The sequence below is a fragment of the Pseudonocardia humida genome, from assembly GCF_023898865.1.
Classification (GTDB): Bacteria; Actinomycetota; Actinomycetes; order Mycobacteriales; family Pseudonocardiaceae; genus Pseudonocardia; species Pseudonocardia humida.
In genome coordinates this window covers 13,852-32,474 of record NZ_JAGSOV010000069.1, presented here as the reverse complement: position 1 = coordinate 32,474, position 18,623 = coordinate 13,852, and the positions used below count along the sequence as shown (strand labels likewise).

At 75.8% G+C, this 18,623-nt stretch carries 17 protein-coding genes; 11 read left to right on the top strand and 6 right to left on the bottom strand.

Going from position 1 to position 18,623, the window contains the following annotated elements:
• The first annotated feature begins 43 nt into the window (after positions 1–43).
• Positions 44–2,347: a heavy metal translocating P-type ATPase gene (locus tag KDL28_RS31820; RefSeq protein ID WP_252444482.1), complete on the top strand. Its 2,304-nt coding sequence runs from the start codon at positions 44–46 to the stop codon at positions 2,345–2,347.
• A gap of 91 nt (positions 2,348–2,438) precedes the next feature.
• Complete coding sequence (locus KDL28_RS31815) at positions 2,439–3,551, top strand: VldE C-terminal domain-containing protein (protein WP_252444480.1); 1,113 nt, start codon at positions 2,439–2,441, stop codon at positions 3,549–3,551.
• A 15-nt stretch (positions 3,552–3,566) separates the two neighbouring features.
• Here the strand turns inward: KDL28_RS31815 and KDL28_RS31810 are convergent, their stop codons facing one another.
• Positions 3,567–3,947: a VOC family protein gene (locus tag KDL28_RS31810; protein ID WP_252444478.1), complete on the bottom strand. Its 381-nt coding sequence runs from the start codon at positions 3,945–3,947 to the stop codon at positions 3,567–3,569.
• 98 nt (positions 3,948–4,045) lie between these two features.
• Between KDL28_RS31810 and KDL28_RS31805 the strand changes: the two genes are divergently transcribed.
• The 4 genes from KDL28_RS31805 to KDL28_RS31790 all read left to right on the top strand — a co-directional run bounded on the left by KDL28_RS31805 (position 4,046) and on the right by KDL28_RS31790 (position 8,334).
• Positions 4,046–5,245: an MFS transporter gene (locus tag KDL28_RS31805; protein WP_252444476.1), complete on the top strand. Its 1,200-nt coding sequence runs from the start codon at positions 4,046–4,048 to the stop codon at positions 5,243–5,245.
• 211 nt (positions 5,246–5,456) lie between these two features.
• The gene (locus KDL28_RS31800; protein ID WP_252444474.1) at positions 5,457–6,554 is read left to right on the top strand and encodes an aminoglycoside phosphotransferase family protein; all 1,098 of its coding nucleotides are present in this window, start codon (positions 5,457–5,459) and stop codon (positions 6,552–6,554) included.
• Between the two features lie 21 nt (positions 6,555–6,575).
• A complete protein-coding gene (locus KDL28_RS31795) occupies positions 6,576–7,226 on the top strand; it encodes a DUF998 domain-containing protein (RefSeq protein ID WP_252444472.1) in 651 nt (216 codons plus the stop codon).
• Between the two features lie 103 nt (positions 7,227–7,329).
• Positions 7,330–8,334, top strand: coding sequence for a hypothetical protein (locus tag KDL28_RS31790; RefSeq protein WP_252444470.1), 1,005 nt, complete (start codon positions 7,330–7,332; stop codon positions 8,332–8,334).
• Positions 8,335–8,370: 36 nt separating this feature from the next.
• Here the strand turns inward: KDL28_RS31790 and KDL28_RS31785 are convergent, their stop codons facing one another.
• Entirely contained in the window at positions 8,371–8,508 is a 138-nt protein-coding gene (locus tag KDL28_RS31785) for a hypothetical protein (protein WP_252444468.1), read from the bottom strand.
• 34 nt (positions 8,509–8,542) lie between these two features.
• Positions 8,543–8,917 carry a DUF4406 domain-containing protein gene (locus KDL28_RS31780; protein WP_252444466.1) on the bottom strand — a complete coding sequence of 125 codons (375 nt, stop codon included), beginning with the start codon at positions 8,915–8,917 and terminating at the stop codon, positions 8,543–8,545.
• Between the two features lie 49 nt (positions 8,918–8,966).
• Between KDL28_RS31780 and KDL28_RS31775 the strand changes: the two genes are divergently transcribed.
• Complete coding sequence (locus KDL28_RS31775; RefSeq protein WP_252444464.1) at positions 8,967–9,719, top strand: DeoR/GlpR family DNA-binding transcription regulator; 753 nt, start codon at positions 8,967–8,969, stop codon at positions 9,717–9,719.
• Between the two features lie 8 nt (positions 9,720–9,727).
• On the opposite strand, the gene KDL28_RS31770 is transcribed toward KDL28_RS31775, so the two are convergent.
• The 3 genes from KDL28_RS31770 to KDL28_RS31760 form a co-directional block, all read right to left on the bottom strand.
• Positions 9,728–11,737, bottom strand: coding sequence for a metallophosphoesterase family protein (locus tag KDL28_RS31770; protein WP_252444462.1), 2,010 nt, complete (start codon positions 11,735–11,737; stop codon positions 9,728–9,730).
• A 58-nt stretch (positions 11,738–11,795) separates the two neighbouring features.
• The gene (locus KDL28_RS31765) at positions 11,796–12,941 is read right to left on the bottom strand and encodes a thiolase family protein (protein ID WP_252444460.1); all 1,146 of its coding nucleotides are present in this window, start codon (positions 12,939–12,941) and stop codon (positions 11,796–11,798) included.
• Between the two features lie 115 nt (positions 12,942–13,056).
• Positions 13,057–13,563: a 2'-5' RNA ligase family protein gene (locus KDL28_RS31760; protein WP_252444458.1), complete on the bottom strand. Its 507-nt coding sequence runs from the start codon at positions 13,561–13,563 to the stop codon at positions 13,057–13,059.
• Between the two features lie 227 nt (positions 13,564–13,790).
• Here KDL28_RS31760 and KDL28_RS31755 point away from each other — a divergent pair, with 227 nt between their 5' ends.
• The 4 genes from KDL28_RS31755 to KDL28_RS31740 all read left to right on the top strand — a co-directional run bounded on the left by KDL28_RS31755 (position 13,791) and on the right by KDL28_RS31740 (position 18,614).
• On the top strand, positions 13,791–14,729 hold the full coding sequence (locus tag KDL28_RS31755) for a hypothetical protein (protein WP_252444456.1): 939 nt from the start codon (positions 13,791–13,793) through the stop codon (positions 14,727–14,729).
• A complete protein-coding gene (locus tag KDL28_RS31750; protein ID WP_252444454.1) occupies positions 14,726–15,205 on the top strand; it encodes a phage holin family protein in 480 nt (159 codons plus the stop codon). Before KDL28_RS31755 ends, KDL28_RS31750 begins: the two co-directional genes overlap by 4 nt.
• Positions 15,202–15,930, top strand: a complete 729-nt coding sequence (locus tag KDL28_RS41185; RefSeq protein ID WP_305882271.1) for a DUF3618 domain-containing protein — start codon at positions 15,202–15,204, stop codon at positions 15,928–15,930. The genes KDL28_RS31750 and KDL28_RS41185 overlap by 4 nt, the downstream gene beginning before the upstream one ends.
• A gap of 443 nt (positions 15,931–16,373) precedes the next feature.
• On the top strand, positions 16,374–18,614 hold the full coding sequence (locus KDL28_RS31740) for a protein kinase domain-containing protein (protein WP_252444452.1): 2,241 nt from the start codon (positions 16,374–16,376) through the stop codon (positions 18,612–18,614).
• The last annotated feature ends 9 nt before the right edge of the window (positions 18,615–18,623 follow it).

Below are 18,623 nucleotides of genomic sequence, written 5' to 3'. Positions count from 1 at the left end.
CGGTCCCCGTCCCACCCGCCGGCGCCACCGAGGAGGCCAGCCGATGAGCACGGAGTCGATCTCCGCCTCGACCGGCGTCGAACTGGTGATCGGCGGGATGACCTGCGCGTCCTGCGCCAACCGGATCGAGCGCAAGCTCAACCGGATGGACGGGGTCACCGCCACGGTCAACTACGCCACCGAGAAGGCCTGGGTGCGGGCGCCCGCCGGCACCGCCCCGGCCGACCTGGTGGCCACGGTCGAGGCGGCCGGCTACACCGCGTGGGTGCCGGAATCGACGCCGTCGCCTGCCGAGCCGCCCGACCCGACCCGCGCCCTGCGCGACCGGCTGCTGGTCGCGATCGCGCTGGGCGCGCCGGTCATCGCGCTGGCGATGGTCGAGCCGCTGCAGTTCCGGTACTGGCAGTGGATCTCGCTGGCGCTGGCCGCGCCGGTGGTGGTGTGGGCCGCGTGGCCGTTCCACCGGGCGGCCTGGTCGAACCTGCGCCACGGCGAGGCCACCATGGACACGCTCATCTCCATGGGCGTGCTCTCGGCGTTCGGCTGGTCGCTGTACGCGCTGCTGCTGGGCTCGGCGGGCGAGCCGGGCATGACGCACCCGTTCGAGCTGACGATCGCCCCCTCGACCGGCAGCGCCAACATCTACCTCGAGGTGGCCGCCGGGGTCACCGCGTTCATCCTGGCCGGGCGCTGGTTCGAGGCCCGGTCCAAGCGCCGGGCCGGGGCCGCGCTGCGGGCGCTGCTCGAGCTCGGGGCCGCCGAGGTCCGCGTGCTGTCCGCGGACGGCACCGAGAACCGGGTGCCGATCGAGCGCCTGCACGTCGGCGACCGGTTCGTGGTGCGGCCCGGTGAGCGCATCGCCACCGACGGCGTCGTCGACGAGGGCTCCTCTGCGGTCGACGCCTCGATGCTCACCGGCGAGTCGGTGCCGGTCGAGGTCGGGCCGGGCGACGCCGTCGTCGGGGCCACGGTCAACGCGGGCGGCCGGCTGGTGGTCACCGCGACCCGGGTGGGCGCCGACACCCAGCTCTCCCGCATGGCGCAGCTGGTCGAGCGGGCCCAGAACGGCAAGGCCGCGGTGCAGCGGCTGGCCGACCGCATCTCCGGGGTCTTCGTCCCGGTCGTCATCGCGCTCGCCGTCGCCACGCTGGGCTTCTGGCTGGGCAGCGGGGCGGGCGCCGACGCGGCGTTCACCGCCGCCGTCGCGGTCCTGATCATCGCCTGCCCCTGCGCGCTGGGGCTGGCCACGCCCACGGCGCTGCTGGTGGGCACCGGGCGCGGCGCCCAGCTGGGCATCCTGATCAAGGGACCGGAGGTCCTGGAGTCCACCCGCCGGGTCGACACGGTCGTGCTCGACAAGACCGGCACCGTCACCACCGGCACGATGAGCCTGCTCGCGGTGCACCCGGCGGCCGGCGTCGCCGAGGACGACGTGCTCCGGCTGGCCGGGGCCGTCGAGGACGCCTCCGAGCACCCCGTGGGCCGGGCGGTCGCCCGCGCGGCCGGCCGGCGCGCCGGGCGCCTGCCCGCCGTCGGCGGGTTCGCCGCCCTGCAGGGCATGGGCGTGCGCGGCACGGTCGAGGGCCACGACGTGCTGGTGGGCAGGCCCGCGCTGCTGGAGTCGTCCGGGATCACCCTGCCCGACGAGCTCGCCGACGCCGCCCGCACCGCGGTCGAGGCCGGGCGCACCGCCGTCGTCGCGGCGTGGGACGGCGCCGCCCGCGCCGTGCTGGTCGTCGCCGACGAGGTCAAGCCGACCTCGGCCGAGGCGATCGCCGCGCTGCGCGGGCTCGGGCTGCGCCCCGTGCTGCTGACCGGCGACAACCGGGCCGCCGCCGCGGCCGTGGCCGCCGCGGTGGGGATCGACGCCGACGCCGTCCACGCGGAGGTGCTCCCGGCCGACAAGCTCGACGCCGTCAAGCGCCTGCAGGACGATGGCCGCGTCGTCGCCATGATCGGCGACGGGGTGAACGACGCCGCCGCACTGGCCCAGGCCGACCTCGGCCTGGCCATGGGCACCGGCACCGACGTGGCGATCGAGGCCGCCGACCTCACCCTCGTCCGCGGCGACCTGCTGGCCGCCGCCGACGCCATCCGGCTGTCCCGGCGCACCCTGGCCACGATCAAGGGCAACCTGTTCTGGGCCTTCGGGTACAACGTGGCCGCGCTGCCGCTGGCCGCGGCCGGGCTGCTCAACCCGATGCTCGCCGGCGCCGCCATGGCGCTCAGCTCGGTGTTCGTGGTGGCCAACAGCCTGCGCCTGCGGGGGTTCGGCTCGGCGTTCCCGACGCGGGCCCCCTCGACCGATCCGGCGACGCGGGGTCACGGCGGGGCGGGCGCGAAGTGACCGAACGGGACCACCGGGCCGGGACCGTCGTCTAGCCTGGGATCGCCCCCTCGACCCGCCGCCCCCGCGGCCCGTGCCCACTGGAACGCTGTTGAACTCTCTGGAGTTCGCCGGGAACGCGCTGCGCCGCGCCGGCGCCCGGATCGGTGTGCTCGTCGTGGTGCTGGGCATCATCGGCGTCGTGGGCCTGCTCGGGGTCAACGCGGTGATCTGGATGTCCGGGATGGGCAGCACCGGGCCGGCGGGCTGCGGCTACGGCTCGGGCGGCACCTCGGTGCTGGCCGACGCCGCCGACCCGTCCGACGAGCAGCGGCAGAACGCCGCGATCATCGTCGAGGTCGGCAGGCAGATGCAGGTCCCCGAGCGCGGCCAGTGGATCGCCCTGGCGACGGCGATGCAGGAGTCCGGGCTGCGCAACATCGACTACGGCGACCGCGACTCGCTGGGGCTGTTCCAGCAGCGCCCGTCGCAGGGCTGGGGCTCCCCCGCGCAGGTGCAGGACCCGGTCTACTCGGCCACCCAGTTCTACGACCGGCTGCTGGCCGTGCCGGACTGGCCGCAGATGCCGCTGTGGCAGGCCGCGCAGACGGTGCAGCGCTCCGCGTTCCCCACCGCCTACAGCAAGTGGGAGGACTACGCCGCCTCCATGCTCGCCGACGTCGGCGCGGACACCGGCGTGGAGATCTCGCTGGCCGGCACCGACGTCTGCGCCCCGCGCGGCGGGGCCACCGGCCCGGCGGCGGTGCCGTGGGCCGGCGGCGACACCGGCTGCGTCCAGGACGACCCCACCTCCGGCGGCTGCCTCACCGGGGCCACCCGGCACGCGCTCGACGAGGTGCTGCGCGTGTTCGGCGGCTACAGCGCCGGCTCCCGGATCCAGGCCACCGGCTGCTGGGACGCGCACGCCTGGAACCCCTCCAGCGACCACCCCAAGGGCCGGGCCTGCGACTTCTTCCCCGGCACCGCCGGGGCGTTCGCGGCGGGCACCGAACTGCAGGCCGGCTGGGAGCTCGCCGAGTGGTTCCGGGCGAACGCCGACGCGCTGCAGGTGTCCTACGTGATCTGGCAGGGCCGGATCTGGTCGGCCGGGCGCGGCGACACCGACACGGGGTGGGGCCAGCCCTACAGCGGCGGCGGCGTCTACGACCCCGACGAGGCCACCGGCGGCCACTTCGACCACATCCACGTCAGCTTCAAGCGCTGACCGCGGGCCCGACCGTCACGTGACGGTGAGCAGCTCCATCATGTGGCCGTCGGGGTCGGCGACGTAGAACCCGCGACCGCCGTTCATGCGGTTGGTCCGCCCGGGCTCGCGGCGGAACGGGTCGGCCCAGTAGGTGAGGCCGGCCGCGGTGACCCGGGCGAGGGCCGCGTCGAACTGCTCCTCGCTGACCCGGAACGCGTAGTGCTGCGTGTCCGGCGCGTCGCGGCCCTCGGCGAAGTCCAGGGTGACGCCGTTGCCCAGCCGCACCGGCAGGAACGGCTCGGTCGGCGCCCCGACCCGCACGCCCAGCACGTGGGCGAGGAACTCCGCGGAACGGGCGCGGTCGGTGGCCCAGACGATGGTGTGGTCGAGGGCGGGGGTGGTGGCATCGCTCATGGTCGGTCCTCCTCGCCCCATCCTCCCGCGGACCGGCTCCGCTGTGATGTCGTGCCGCGCGGTGGCGGCCGCGCGCGCCGCGGACGGACGATCTGCGGGTGCCACTCGCCCGCCTCCGACCCCCGACCGCGTTCGCCGGCCTGGTCCTCGCCTTCGCCGTCGTGATGACCGGCACCACCGTCCCCACCCCGATGTACTCGCTCTACCAGCGGGAGCTCGGGTTCTCGGCGGTGGTGCAGACGGTCGTCTTCGCGGTGTACGCGGTGGGCGTGCTGGCCGCGCTGCTGCTGTTCGGCCGCTGGTCCGACCAGCTCGGGCGGCGCCCGCTGCTGCTGGGCGGGCTGGCCGCCGCCCTGCTGAGCAGCCTGGTGTTCCTCGTCGCGGACTCGGTGCCGGTGCTGCTGGTGGGCAGGCTGCTGTCCGGGGTGTCGGCCGGGATCTTCGCCGGGGCCGCCACCGCCGCGGTCATCGAGGCGGCGCCGGAGCGGCTGCGCTCGCGCGCGCCCGCCGTGGCCACCGCGGCCAACATGGGCGGGCTCGGCCTCGGCCCGCTGCTGGCCGGCCTGGCCGTGCAGTACCTGCCCGCCCCGCTGCACCTGTCGTTCGCGGTGCACGCGGTCGCCGTCGTCGGCTGCGCGGTGCTGGTGCTGCTGGCCCCGGAGACGGTCCACGTCGCCGAGCACCCCCGGCTGCGCCCCGCCGCGCTGGCCGTCCCACCGCCGGTGCGGGCCGTGTTCGCCGGCGCGGTGACCGCGGGCTTCGCCGGCTTCGCGGTGCTCGGGCTGTTCACCGCCATCGCGCCGCGGATCGTCGCCGAGATCACCGGCGTCGACGACCACGCCGTCGCCGGCCTCGTCGTGTTCGCGCTCTTCGCCGCCTCCACCGCCGCGCAGCTCGGGCTGCGCGGCCTCCCCACCGACCGCGCCCTGGACGCCGGGTGCGCACTGCTGGTCGTCGGGGTGCTCGTCATCGGCACGGCCCTGCTGGCCGGTTCCCTCGCCGTCCTGGTGACCGGCGCGGTGGTGGCCGGCATCGGCCAGGGCATGAGCTTCAGCAAGGGCATGGCCGCGGTGCACGCCCGCGTCGACCCCGCGATGCGGGCCGCCGTGACGTCCAGCTTCTTCGTGGTGCTCTACGTCGCCATCTCCCTGCCGGTCGTCGGGGTGGGAGCGGCGGCGCAGGCGTGGGGGCTGGTCCCCGCGGCCCTGGTGTTCGTCGCCGCGGTGGCGGTGCTGGCCGCGGTGGCACTGGCGGCGCTGCTGGTCCTGCAGCGACGGGCCGCGAAGGTGCCCGCCTAGCAGTTCGCTCGCTCGGGAGTCGCCGAACCTCGGACGAGGGTGGGTTTCGTTCCCCGGCCCCCGCTGGGTCCAGCCCGTCAGAGGTCGCTCGCCGCGCAGGCGCTCCTTCCCGGTCCGGAGCTGGGCGCGTCGTCCAGGACAGCCACCTGTTCAGGGCGCCTCCGGCGGCACCTCCGGCGAGGGCCTCAGCTCCAGCAGGGGGTGGGAAGGGGTGGGCGCTTCGCGCCCACCGGGGGCTCGCCCCGACGCGGAGCTCGCCGCCGGTGCGCCCCCGGCCGTGCGCGACGCCGTGGTGTTCGGCCGTCCGGTGGCGGGCCGAAAGTCGGTCGCCGCCGCCCGCCGGGTCTGCTGTCATCCCCCGGTGATCGACGTGCCCGGGCCGGTGCGGGAGAAGGCGCGCGCGGCCGGGGCCGACGGCTGGCTGGCCGACCTCCCCCGGTTGGTCGCCGAGATCGCCCGGGAGTGGGGCCTGACGATCGGGCGCGCCTTCCCCGACGCCACCGAGTCGCTCGTCGTCGCGGCCGACACCGCCGACGGCCGGCCCGCGGTGCTCAAGCTGCAGGTCCCCCGGGCCGATCGGATGGGCGGCGACGGCCTGGCCCCGGCCCGGCACGAGATCGCCGTGCTGCGGCTGGTCGCGGGGCGCGGGTGCGTGCGGCTGCTGCGCCACGACGTCGACCGCGGTGCCCTGCTGCTCGACCGGCTCGGGCCGTCCCTGCACGACGTCGGCCTGCCGATGGCGCAGCGGCACGAGATCCTGTGCTCGTTGCTGCTGCGGTTCTGGCGGCCGGCGGCCGACATCGACGCGGACCACGGCTTCCCGGACGGCGCTCAGAAGGCCCGCGAGCTCGCCGCCGCCGTCGCCCGGTGGTGGGCCGAGCTCGACCGGCCCTGCTCGGAACGGGCCGTCGAGCACGCGCTGGCCTGCGCCGATCGCCGCGCCGCCGGGCACGACGACGAGCGCGCGGTGCTCGTGCACGGCGATCCGCACGAGTGGAACGTGCTGGTCGACCCCCGGCCCGGCGGGATCGGCTGGGCCCTCGCCGACCCGGAGGGCCTGCTCGCCGAGCCGGAGTACGACCTCGGCGTGCTGATGCGCGAGGACCCCGCGGACATGCTCGAGGGCGATCCGTTCGCCCGGGCCCGGGTGCTGGCCGCGCGCACCGGCCGCGACGCGACCGCGCTCTGGGAGTGGGGCGTCGTCGAGCGCGTGTCGACCGGGCTGCTGGCCACCCGGATCGGGTTGCAGCCGGTCGGTCGGCAGATGCTGGCGGTGGCCGACCGCGTGGCGGGGCTGGGCGGCCCGTAGCGGGAGGGCCAGGATGGCGGGATGAGCACCCGCACGTCGGCCACGACCCGCGCGCTGCTGCGGTGCGGCGCCGCGGCCGGTCCGCTGTTCCTCGGGGTGGCCACCGTCGAGGGCGCCACCCGCCCCGGCTACGACCCGTTGCGCCACCCGATCAGCTCGCTGGCCATCGGGCCGCGCGGGTGGCGCCAGGTCGCGAACTTCGCCGCGTCCGGGGCCCTGGTGCTCGCGGGGGCGAGCGGGCTGGCCCGCACCCGGACGCTGCCGCGCACGGTGCCCGCCCTGCTCGCGGCGGTGGGCGCGGGCCTGGCCGGCGCCGGGGCCTTCCGCACCGACCCGATCAGCGGCTACCCACCGGGCAGCCCGCCGGCCCCGGATCCCGCGACCACCGCGGGGAGGCTGCACGACGTGGCCTCCACCCCGGTGTTCCTGTGCCTGCCGGCCGCCGCCGCCACCACGGCGGTCTCGGCGCTGCGCCCCGGCGAGCGGGGGTGGGCAGCGGCGTCGGGCGCGGCCGCGGCGGCCCACTTCGCGGCGTTCGTGGCGGCCGGCGGCGGGTTCGCCCAGCGGCCCCGGCTCGTCCGGTGGGGAGGGCTGTTCCAGCGGCTGTCGCTGGCCGCCGGGCTCGGCTGGTTCGCCGCGCTGTGCACGCGCGCGATCGGCTCGGCGCGGTGAGCGCGGCGGCGGCCTCCCGCCCGGGGCCCGCCTGACGGGATCGGACAACCCGCTGTCGATCTCCCCAGGACCACTGGCTCGCCCGGACGGGGCAGGGTCCAGGATGGCGGCCGTGTCAGCCGTGCTGCGCGGGATCGCCTACCTCGTCGTCGGGCTGCTGGGCGTCGTCGTCATCGGCGGCGCCGCGATCTTCGGCGCGGACGCCTGGCGGGCGTCGAACCAGCGCCCGCCGGACTGCGACTTCCTGCTGCACAACCCCGGCGGCGACCTGCTCGGCGACGCCGACGCGGTCGGCGCGGCGTGGGCCGCGGTCACCGACCCGGACATCGACACCGACGGCGACCTGGCCGGCTCCGCCCCGGTCCTGGAGCGCTCCTGCGTGCTGTGGGCGGGCACCGCGCCCGCCGGGCGGACCGTCGTGTTCGTCGACACCACGGTCGCCGGGCTCCGGTCGGTGTCGCGGATCGTCGAGGTGCGGCTGCCCGCCGCCGACGGCGGCCCCGCCGAGCGGGCCGTCGTCTCGCACTCCACACCGCTCGCCTCCGAGTTCCGGTCGGGCGCCGTGCTGCCGCTGTCGGGGCTCTACGTCCCACCCGACCGGGACGCGGAGGTCACGGCGGTGACCGTGCTCAGCTCGGCCGACGGCTGGCAGGCCGCGACCCCGGCCGCCCGGGCCGGCGAGGGCCTGTTCGACATCGGCGTCACCGGCGACTACGTCGAGAAGGCCGACGACCCGCAGGACCCCGACGCCCTGCTGCTGCTCGAACTCGCCGACGGCGGCCGCGTCGCGGTGGCGATGCCGGTCGGGCCGGAGCGCGCGCACCCGCTGCCCGTCCGGGCGACCTACGTCCTCAGCGTGGACGGCACCACGCCCGCGGACGTCGCCGGGCTGCGCGCCGCGGGTCCGGTGCTGTCGCTGATGAGCGCCGACGCCCGCTACGCCCTCATCCGCGACCGCTCGATCCGGCCGACGCACCTGGAGGTGCGACAGACCCCCGGGGCGGTGACGCTCGCGGTCAACGACCCGCAGGCGGCCATCCTGCCCAGCTTCGTGCTGCCGCTGACCCCGCCGCCGCCGACCTCGTTCCCGCTGCTGCCGACCGGCTGAGCCCGCCCCGGCGGCGGAGCCGCCCGGCCGACGTCCTCAGGGGGCCATCAGCGGCCGCTGCGGCATGTCGCCGTCCTTGCCGCAGCGCCCGCACGTGATGTACGGCTCCCCGCTGTCGTTGACCCGTTTGACCCATCGGTGCCATCCCAGCCGGCACAGCCAGCTCACCTTCATGGCGGCGCAGGGTAACCGGACGATGATGGTCCGTCTACGCTCCGCAGCCGGGGACGTCCCCGATGCGGAACCAGACCGGGATGCCGCGCTCGCGCGCGATGGCCACGTCCTGGTCGGCTCCGGTCGACTCACCCGGCAGCCGCAGGACGCCGTCGCAGCGCTGCAGCAGCCGCTGGGCCGTCGGGTACATGACCTGTTCGGCGAGCGGGTCGAGCGGACCGGCGGCGCCCGCGCTGCTCAGCACGGGCAGGGCCACCCATTCGCCGATCATCGGCACGTGCCCGGCGGCGAACAGCGGCCAGGCCGCCTCCTCCAGCCGGGCCAGGTTGGCCGCCATCTTGGCGGGGTCGTCGCCGGTGCCGGAGCGGTAGGGGCCGGCGATGAGGATCATCAGGGATGTCGTCTGCACGTTCTGCACGGTAACGTGCAAGAGTCGGAAAAAACAAGGAGAAACGTGCATGTTGGCCGCACAGCGCCGTGACCTGCTGCTGGACCGCCTCCGCCGGGACGGGCGCGTGGTGGCCAAGGACCTCGCCGCCGAACTGGGGGTCTCCGAGGACAGCGTCCGCCGCGACCTGCGCGAGCTGGCCGCGGCCGGGCTCTGCCAACGCGTCTACGGCGGCGCCCTGCCCGTCTCCCCCGCCATCGCCGACTACGCCGGGCGCAGGCGGGTGGAGCCGGCCAGCAAGGAGCGCGTCGCCGCCGCGGCCGCGCGGCTGGTGGAGCCGGGCGGCACCGCCATCATCGACGGCGGCACGACCGCGCTCGCCGTGGTGCGCGCGCTACCGCTCGACCTCGACGCCACCGTGGTCACCCACAGCCCGACCGTGGCCGCCGCCCTGGTCGACCACCGCGACGTCGAGGTCTTCCTGCTGGGCGGGCGGCTGTTCAAGCACTCGCTGGTGACCTGCGGGGCGGCCGCGGTGGAGGCGGCGCAGGCCGTCACCGCCGACGTGTTCCTGCTCGGCGTCACCGGCGTGCACCCCGAGACCGGCCTGACCACCGGCGACGCCGACGAGGCCGCGATGAAGCGCGCGCTGTCGCGGCGGGCCGCCGACACCTACGTGCTGGCCAGCGCCGAGAAGATCGGGGCGGCCTCGCGGTTCGCGGTGCTCGGGCTGGACGAGGTGACCGCGGTGGTCACCGACGCCGCCGCGGGCTCACCGGTCGTGCGCGACCTGGTCGCCGCCGGGGTGCAGCTGATCCGGTGACCCCGGCGTCACGGCGTGGGCAGCCGGTCGGGAGCGGCCGCCGGCAGCGCCGGTCCGGCCGTGGTCAGCGGGTGCACGCCGGGGCGCTCGCCGAAGTCCAGCCGGAAGCTCTGCCGCACGGTCGCGGTCGGGGCCGTGCCGGACTCGGCCGTCGCGGCCACGGCGTCCCGGTCGAAGATCCGCACGTCGAGCCGGACGGCGTCGGCGCCGATCCGCTCCACGGCCAGCCCGGCGAAACCCGGCCGGTTCTTCGGCAGGCAGCCCAGCGACCACGCCGCGCCGTCGAGCTCGACGCCGGGGTCGCGGGGTCCGGCGACGAGGTCGCGCAGCCGCACGACCTCGGTGCCCGGGCGGTAGGACGGCTCGTCCCGCCCGGTCGGCACGGCCGCCGCCCTGGACAGCACCGGCAGCCAGCCCCCGCCGCTGACCAGCGACATCGGCGAGGCCACCACCTCCACCAGGTTGAGCCGCGTCGACTCGGTGACCGCCACGTAGCTCTGGTGGATGTCGCCGCCCAGGGTCACCGTCGGCCGCCCGGCCCTGCGGCGCACCAGCTCGGTCCAGAACCGCTGGTACTGGTGCCAGTAGTCCTGCATGCCGGTGTCGCCGAGCAGGCTGAACCGCTCCCGGCGCCCGTGGTTGCCCAGCCAGGCGGCCGGCTGCAGCACCGGCTGGGACAAGGCCAGCACGAACACCGGGGCCCGCTCGGCGGCGTCGAGCATCCGGTCGAGGAACTCCGGGTCGACGAACGCCGAGTGGTACGGGTGGCGGACCCGGCGGGTGCGCCGGGTCCGGGTGTCGAGCAGCGCGATGGTCAGCGGGTCGATGTCGATCAGCTGCAGCACCGGGTGGCGGGGCCGGTGGATCCGGTTCTCGGTGCCGGGTTCGGGCGGCCCGGCCGGCAGCTGGTCGTCGCGCTCCCCGCGGGACAGCGCCCGCATCCCGGACGCCTGGAACGACCCGAACAGCTCGAACGACGCCAGCCCCCAGGCGTCCCACTCGCCCGGGTGCACCGGCAGGTAGCTCTGCTGCAGCGGGTCCGACGGGGGGACCCGCGGGTCGAAGGGCTCCTTCACCGCGGGCCCGATGGTGTCCGGGACGACGGCGCGCCTGCGCCGGTGGCCGTTGACCAGCGCCGACCAGATGTTGCCGTAGGAGTGCTTCGCGGTGACGGTGCGGTTGGGCCAGTTGTTCCAGAACTCGTGGTCGTCGGGCAGGAAGTAGGTCGGTCCGGAGCCGAGCACGCCGCGCAGCCCGCGGCGGGCGTGGCCGTCCGGGTCGGGCTGCATGCCCCAGGTGCGCCAGTACTTCAGCAGCAGGCCCGTGCGCGGCGTGTGCCGCGACATGAGCGCGTACCGCCAGGCGGGGGCGTCGGCGTAGACCTGGTCGCCCAGCAGCAGCGTCAGGTCGGGGGCCTCGTCGGCGAAGACGGACCCGAAGGCGGCGTCCAGGGCGTCGCGGGCGTCGGTGTCGGCGTCGTAGCAGGACGCGGCGAACAGCCGCAGCGGCCGGCCCGGCTCCAGCTCGCGCGGCAGCGTGCGCGCCCGGATCGGCTCGGCCGGGTGCAGCGGCCCGGCGACCAGCGCCACCTCGTACCCGGTGGCCGGGTCCAGGTCGGGCACCATCACCTGGCCGTGCAGGAAGCGCAGGTCGGCGGGCAGCCCGCTCTCGGAGCGCTCACCGTCGATGCAGTACCGGCGCAGCACGACGCGCACGCTGCGCTCGCCCCCGGGCCGGCGCACGACGATCTGCACGGGCACGTCCTCGACGTCCAGGCTCTGGACGACGGCCCCGATCCAGACCACGACCCAGCTCTGCCCGGCGTCCTTCTGCACGAGCAGGGTGCCCGGCGCCAGCGGCAGCGGCGCCTGCCCACCGCTCCGGCCGCCGCCGCGCAGCCGGGCCACGGCCCCCAGCACCCGCCGGTACTGGCGCTCGACGAACTCCCCGACGGCGAACTGCGCCCGCTGGACCGGGTGCGGACCGGTGGCGGACGGCTGCTGCGACGTTGCCCGCATGTCCCCAGCACTCGCCGGTCGACCGGGACCCGTTACGTCCCGGGCACGGGCGGCCCCGCTACGTGATCAGCTCGAGGATGGTGGCGTTGGCGGTGCCGCCGCCCTCGCACATCGTCTGCAACCCGTAGCGCAGCTCGCCGCGGCGCATCCGGGCGATCATGCGGGTCATCAGGATCGCGCCGGAGGCCCCCAGCGGGTGCCCGACGGCGATCGCGCCGCCGAGCGGGTTGATCCGGTCGAGGTCGGCGCCGGTCTCGGCCTGCCAGGCCAGCGGGACCGGCGCGAAGGCCTCGTTCACCTCGAACACGCCGATGTCGTCGATCGTCAACCCGGTCCGGCGCAGCAGCTTCCGGGTGGCCGGGATCGGGCCCAGCAGCATGGTGATCGGGTCGGCGCCGCTGACGGCGCCGGAGTGGTAGCGCGCGATCGGGGTCAGGCCGAGCTCGGCGGCCTTCTCCGAGGTGGTGATGAGCAGCGCGGCGGCGCCGTCGGAGATCTGCGAGGCGTTGCCCGCGTGGACCACCCCGTCGGGCTTGAAGGAGGGCTTGAGCTTGGCCAGCGTCTCCGGTGAGGTGCCGCGGCGCAGCCCCTCGTCGGCGCTGAACTTGGTGCCCTCCACGTCGATCTCGACCGTGTGGTCGGTGAAGGCGCCCTCGTCGATCGCCGCCGCGGCCAGCGCGTGCGAGCGGGAGGCGAACTCGTCGAGCCGGCGGCGGGAGAAGCCGTAGCGCTCGGCGATGAGCTCCGCGCCGACGCCCTGGTTGAAGGCGAAGCCGTCGTAGCGCTCCAGCACCTTGGGCCCGTAGGGCATGCCGCTCTCGCGGGCGGCACCCAGCGGCACCCGGCTCATCGTCTCCACGCCGCCGGCCACGACCACGTCGTACTGCCCGGCCATGACGGCGTGCGCGGCGGAGTCCACGGCCTGCTGGCTGGACCCGCAGGCCCGGTTGACCGTCTGGCCGGGGACGTGCTCGGGCCAGCCCGCGGCCAGCACCGCGAACCGGCCGATGTTGCTGGACTGGTCGCCCAGCTGGGTCACGCAGCCCCAGACGACGTCGTCGACGATGCCCGGGTCGACGCCGGTGCGCTCGACCAGCGCGGTCAGCACGTGGGCCGAGAGGTCGGCGGCGTGCACCCCGGACAGCGAGCCGTTGCGCTTGCCGATGGGCGTCCGTACCGCGTCGACGATGACTGCGTCCCGCATCCCAGCTCCCCGCTCCGGTGTGCCGATCCCTGCCGCAATTCCTGACACCTTATCCGACGCCGGGCCGGGAAACGCCAGGTTGCCGGGTCGATCACACCCCGGTCGGCCGCACGGATCAGCGCCGGACCGCCAGCTCGCGGACCGTCCGGGTGGCCTCGTCGTAGCTGCGGGCGGCCACCAGCCCGCCCTCGGCGGCCGGCAGGTCGCCCAGCAGCCGCACCGCCTCGGCGCGCTGCGCCGGGGTGGCCCGCAGCATCAGCGTGACGTGCGGGGTCCACAGGTCCGGGCGCAGCCACGGCGACCGCGGCCGGACCACCTCCGACACCGCCGCCTGCAGGTCGAGCAGCGCGCGGCTGGGCACCACCGCCCACACCAGCGCCCCGCGCGCGCCGCCGAAGCTGAGCGCGCCGTCCAACCGCAGGGCCATCGGGATCCCGCTGAGCGCGGTCGCGAGCCAGCCGTCGGGGGGCAGCGCGTCGGCGGCGGCGAGCGTCAGGTGCGGGCGGTTGGTCGGGTGGCGGTGCTCGGCCAGGCTCGGCAGCCCGGCCCCGGCCAGCAGCTCCCACACCGCCCGGACCCGCCCGTCCAGCTCGTCGTCGAGCAGCAGCTCGACTGTCGGCATGCGGCGCTCCTCGGTCGTCGTGCGCCGCACGCTACCGCCCGGACCGTTCATTGCCGGCGTCCTCGCAGGGGCAGCGCGCTCCTCGCAGCGGCCACCGCGCGTGCGAGGAGCACGGAGAGTCTGCGAGGACGGACCGGGGTGGCGGCCGCGGCCCCGTACCGTCCCGAGTGACCCGGTCGTGCGGCACCAATGCGGTTGAGCGCGATCCGGCCGGGTAGCCGGGCTCCATGACCCAGCACACGAGCGGACCCGCGCCGGCTGCGCCGCCCGCGGGCACGACACATGCGTCCCCGGGCGGCGGGGCCCCGGCCACCGAGGTGGCCCGCGACCAGGCGGGGCAGGTGGGCGGCGCGGCCGCCGACGCCGGCCGCCAGGTGGCGGGCACCGCCAAGGAGCAGGCCGGACAGGTCGCCGAGCAGGCCCGGCGCGAGGCGAAGGACCTCTACCACCAGGCCCGCGGCCAGGTGACCGAGCAGGCGAAGGGCGGCCAGCAGAAGGCCACCGAGGCGCTGCGCTCGCTGGCCGCCGAGCTCAAGGAGATGGCAGGCGGCGAGCACCACGGACCGGCCTCCGACCTGGCCGCGCAGGCCGCGGGCCGGGTGGACGACCTGGCCGGCTGGCTGGACGGCCGCGAGCCCGGCGACCTCGTCCAGGAGGTGCGCTCGTTCGCCCGCCGCCGTCCCGGGCTGTTCCTGGCCGGCGCGGCGCTGGCCGGCGTCCTGGCCGGGCGGCTGACCCGCGGCGCCGTCGACGCGAACCGCGACACCAGCGGATCGTCGGGGCTCCCGCAGCGGGCGGGCGGGACCGGGCCGGTGCCGCACCCCACCGCGCCGGGGCCGCACTACGCGCCCGCACCCCCCGGCTACCCGCCGGGCCCCCAGCAGGCCCCGGCGCCCGGGTACCGCGTGCCGCCGCCCGCCCCCATGCCCTACGACCGCCCCGGTGGCGCGCTGCCGCCGGAGGGACCGCTGGACGCGCCGGGCGGCGGGGTCCCGCCGTCGGCCGAGCCCCGGCCCTACACGCCCCCGGTGGCCCCGGCCCCGGCGCCCCGCCCGGGCGGTCCGGCGCACGCGCTGCGGCCCGAGGGCACCACGGTCGGCGAGTACGTCGACGACCTGGAGCGCGGCGGCGTGCCGCCGCGGCACGAGTCGGACGGTCCCCGATGACCACCCCCGTCCCACCCACCGGTGGCGGCGCCTACGCGCCGGACGCCGCCGCCACCGACCGGCTGGTCACCCACGACCGGCCCGACGTCGGCGACACCTCGCTCGGCGACCTGATCGGCAACGTCACCCGCGACCTGTCCACCCTCATGCGCCAGGAGCTGGCGCTGGCCCAGGCCGAGGTCAAGCAGGAGGTCTCGAAGACCGCGAAGGGGGCCGGTGCCCTCGCCGGGGCCGGCGTGGCCGGGTTCTTCGTGCTGATGTTCCTGTCGATGGCCCTCTACGCCGGCCTGTCCAACGTGATGGACGCCGGTTGGGCCGCGCTGATCGTCGCCGTGCTCTGGGCGGTCATCGCCGGCGCACTGTTCGTCGTCGGCCGCCAGAAGATGCAGCAGGTGCACCCGAAGCCGGAGCGCACGGTCGACACCCTCAGCAACGTCCCCGACGCCCTCAAGGGCAACCGAGGAGGCTCGGCATGACCACCCCGAACACCAGCGACCCGGACGAGATCCGGCGCGAGATCGAACGCACCCAGGCCCGGTTGAGCAGCGACGTCGACGTGCTCGGCGAGAAGGTCAGCCCCGGCGCCATCGTGAACCGGCGCGTGGACCGCGTCCGCAGCAGCGCCGGCCGGCTCAAGGACAAGGTCATGGGCAGCAACTCGACCACCACCTACAGCGGCACCCACCTCGGCGGCTCCGGCGGCGGGTTCCGCGACACCGCCCACGGCGCGGCCGGTTCGGTCTCCGGGGCGGCGTCCTCGGCGGCCGGCACGGTGTCCGACGCGGCCTCCTCGGCGGCGGGGACCGTCTCCGACGTGGCCTCGAACGCCGCGAGCGCGGTGCAGGCCGCCCCGCAGGCGGTCCGCCAGCAGACCCAGGGCAACCCGCTGGCGGCGGGGCTGATCGCGTTCGGCGTCGGCTGGCTGGCCTCCTCGCTGCTGCCGGCGAGCCGGCGCGAGCAGGAGCTGGCCGAGCAGGCGAAGCAGCGGGCGTCCGAGCTCGGCCAGCCGCTGGCCCAGGTGGCCAACGAGGTCAAGGACAACCTGACCGAACCCGCGCAGCAGGCCGTGGAGTCGGTGAAGTCGACCGCCACCGAGGCCGGCCAGACCGTCGCCCAGGAGGGCCGGGACGCCGCGGGGCAGGTGCAGGAGCAGGCCCGCGACTCCGCGGGCACCGTCCGCCAGTCGACCCAGTCGGGCTGATCCACCCCGCTGGTCCAGGAGAGCCGCGGCGGCGCCCACCACGGGCGCCGACGCGGCTCTCCTCGCGTCGCGGGTCGCCGGGCGCGGGCGCACGAGCAGCACGACGACCGCGCCGAGCGCGCTGACCGCCGCCGTGACCAGCGCGGCGGTGTTCCAGCCCGCGACCCGGCCGGGTCCGGGTGCGCGGCCAGCACCGCCACCACCGTCACCCCGACCGCCGCGCCGGCTGCTCGAACCGGTTCGCGACGGCCGCCGGATAACGGTCGGACCATGGATCGGGGCGTCGCTTTACCGACCGGGCGCCGCGCATTATTCTGCCCGGGCCAGCGAATCGCACCCCGCGGGTCGTGCGGGCTCGGGTACCGTGGTGAAGGGCTTTCCTCCTGGTGAACGACCGCTCACGCCGCCGACCGGCAGCCGAGCCCCAGCGAAGGGGGGCGTAGATGCTCCCCCGTGAATTCGGGCACTACCGGTTGGACGTGCTGCTGGGCACCGGCGGCATGGGCGAGGTCTACCTCGCGCACGACTCCCGCCATGAGCGCGACGTCGCCCTCAAGCTGCTCCCGGAGATCCTGGCCAACGACCCGGAGTACACCAACCGGTTCCGCCGCGAGTCCCGCGTCGCGGCCCGGCTGCGCGAGCCGCACGTCATCCCGATCCACGACTTCGGCGAGATCGACGGCCGGCTCTACATCGACATGCGCCTGGTCGACGGCACCGACCTGGGCAAGCTCCTGCAGGACGGGCCGATGGACGCCGCCCGCGCGGTCACCCTGATCGGCCAGGTCGCCGACGCCCTCGACGCCGCCCACGACGACGGCCTCGTCCACCGCGACGTCAAGCCGTCGAACATCCTGCTCACCCGCAACGACTTCGTCTACGTCGTCGACTTCGGCATCGCCCGCTCGATCGGCACCGCGGGCACGTCGCTCACGATGACCGGCGCGGCCGTCGGGACGCTCGACTACATGGCGCCCGAGCGGTTCACGATGAGCGGCATCGACCGCCGCACCGACGTCTACTCGCTGAGCTGCCTGCTGCACGAGTGCCTCACCGCCACCCGCCCGTTCAAGGGCAGCGACCTGCCCGCGCTGATGTACGCGCACCTGTTCAACGAGCCGCCCCGGCCCAGCGAGATGGTCCCCGGCCTGCCCCCCGCGCTCGACGACGTGATCAGCCGCGGCATGGCCAAGCAGCCGGAGGACCGCTTCGCCACCGCGGGCGAGCTCGCCGCGGCCGCCCGCGAGGCCGTGCTGGGCGCGGGCTCGAACACCGGCAGCGCGGCCGTCGCGACCGCGAGCCGCGCCGCGGCGACCGGTTCGTCCGCCGGCGCCCTCGCCGCGACCCCCGTGGGCACTCCCGCCGCCCACTCGCCCGACGGCGAGGGCCCGACCGCGGTCGTCGCCCGCTCCAACGGCCACGACGACCGCACCGAGGTCGTCCGCCCTGGCGCGCTGGTCGCAGGCTACGGCCACCCCGACAGCGGCACCCCGCCGCCCGTCGACGATCACCGCAACGGCGCCACGCCGCCCCCGCTGCCGCCCGCCCCCTCCCCCGCGCCCAAGCGGCGCAGCAGCTCGCTGCTGGCCGCGGCGGCCGTGCTGGTGCTGGCGCTGGCGGCGCTGGCGGTCATCTGGTTCCGCCCCTTCGGCGACCCCGCGACCGGCGGCACTACCGCGACCGCCCCCGACCGCACGTCGGCGAGCCAGTCCACCCAACCCGAGCCGCCCGTCGAGACGTCGGCCCCACCCGTCCCGGTCGCCGCGAGCATCGCCGTGCCGACCGTCGGCGACGCGATCCCCGTCGGCCCGACGCCCGGGTACATGCACATGGCCCCCAACGGCCGCTTCGCCTACATCGCCAACCGCGACGCCGGCATCGTCACCGTGCTCGACACCACGATCAACAAGGTCACCGCGACCATCCCGATCCCGCAGGGCCCGCCGCAGTTCGTGGCGTTCTCCCCGCGCGGCGAGCGGGCCTACATCAGCGTGTTCAACTCCGACTACACGCTCAACCTGGTCGTGTTCGTCGACACCGGCACGAACACGGTCACCGGCGACGTCCCGGTGGGCAAGCGGCCGTTCGCCTCCGCGACGACGCCCGACGGCCGGCTGCTCTACGTCCCCAGCCACGACGACGGCCGGCTCGACGTGATCGACACGGAGACCGCCACCCTGGTCAAGGAGATCCCGGTGGCGCCCAACCCGCACTGGGTCGCTTTCGGCAAGGACGGCCGCTCCATCTACACGGCCAACCACGAGTCCGGCGTGGTGACGGTGCTCGACGCGTCGAACGACGCGATCGTCAAGGAGATCGACGTGGGCGTGAGCCCGCACAGCACCACGGTCTCCCCCGACGGCAGCCGCGTGTCCGTGGTCAACTACGACAGCAGCGAGGTCTCGGTGATCGACACCGCGACCCACGAGGTGGTCGCCACCATCCCGGTCGACAAGAAGCCGCAGGACATCGCCTACGCCCCGGACGGCCGGTTCTTCTACACGACCAACGTCGAGGCCGACACGGTGGACGTGATCAACGCCGAGACCAACCAGATCACCGCCCGGATCAACACCGGCGACGGTCCGACGAGCATCGCGGTCATGCCGAACGGCAAGCGCGCCTACGTCACCAACCTCAACGACGGCACCGTCCGCATCCTGGACATCGCCGCGGTGTCGTAGCGGGCCGGG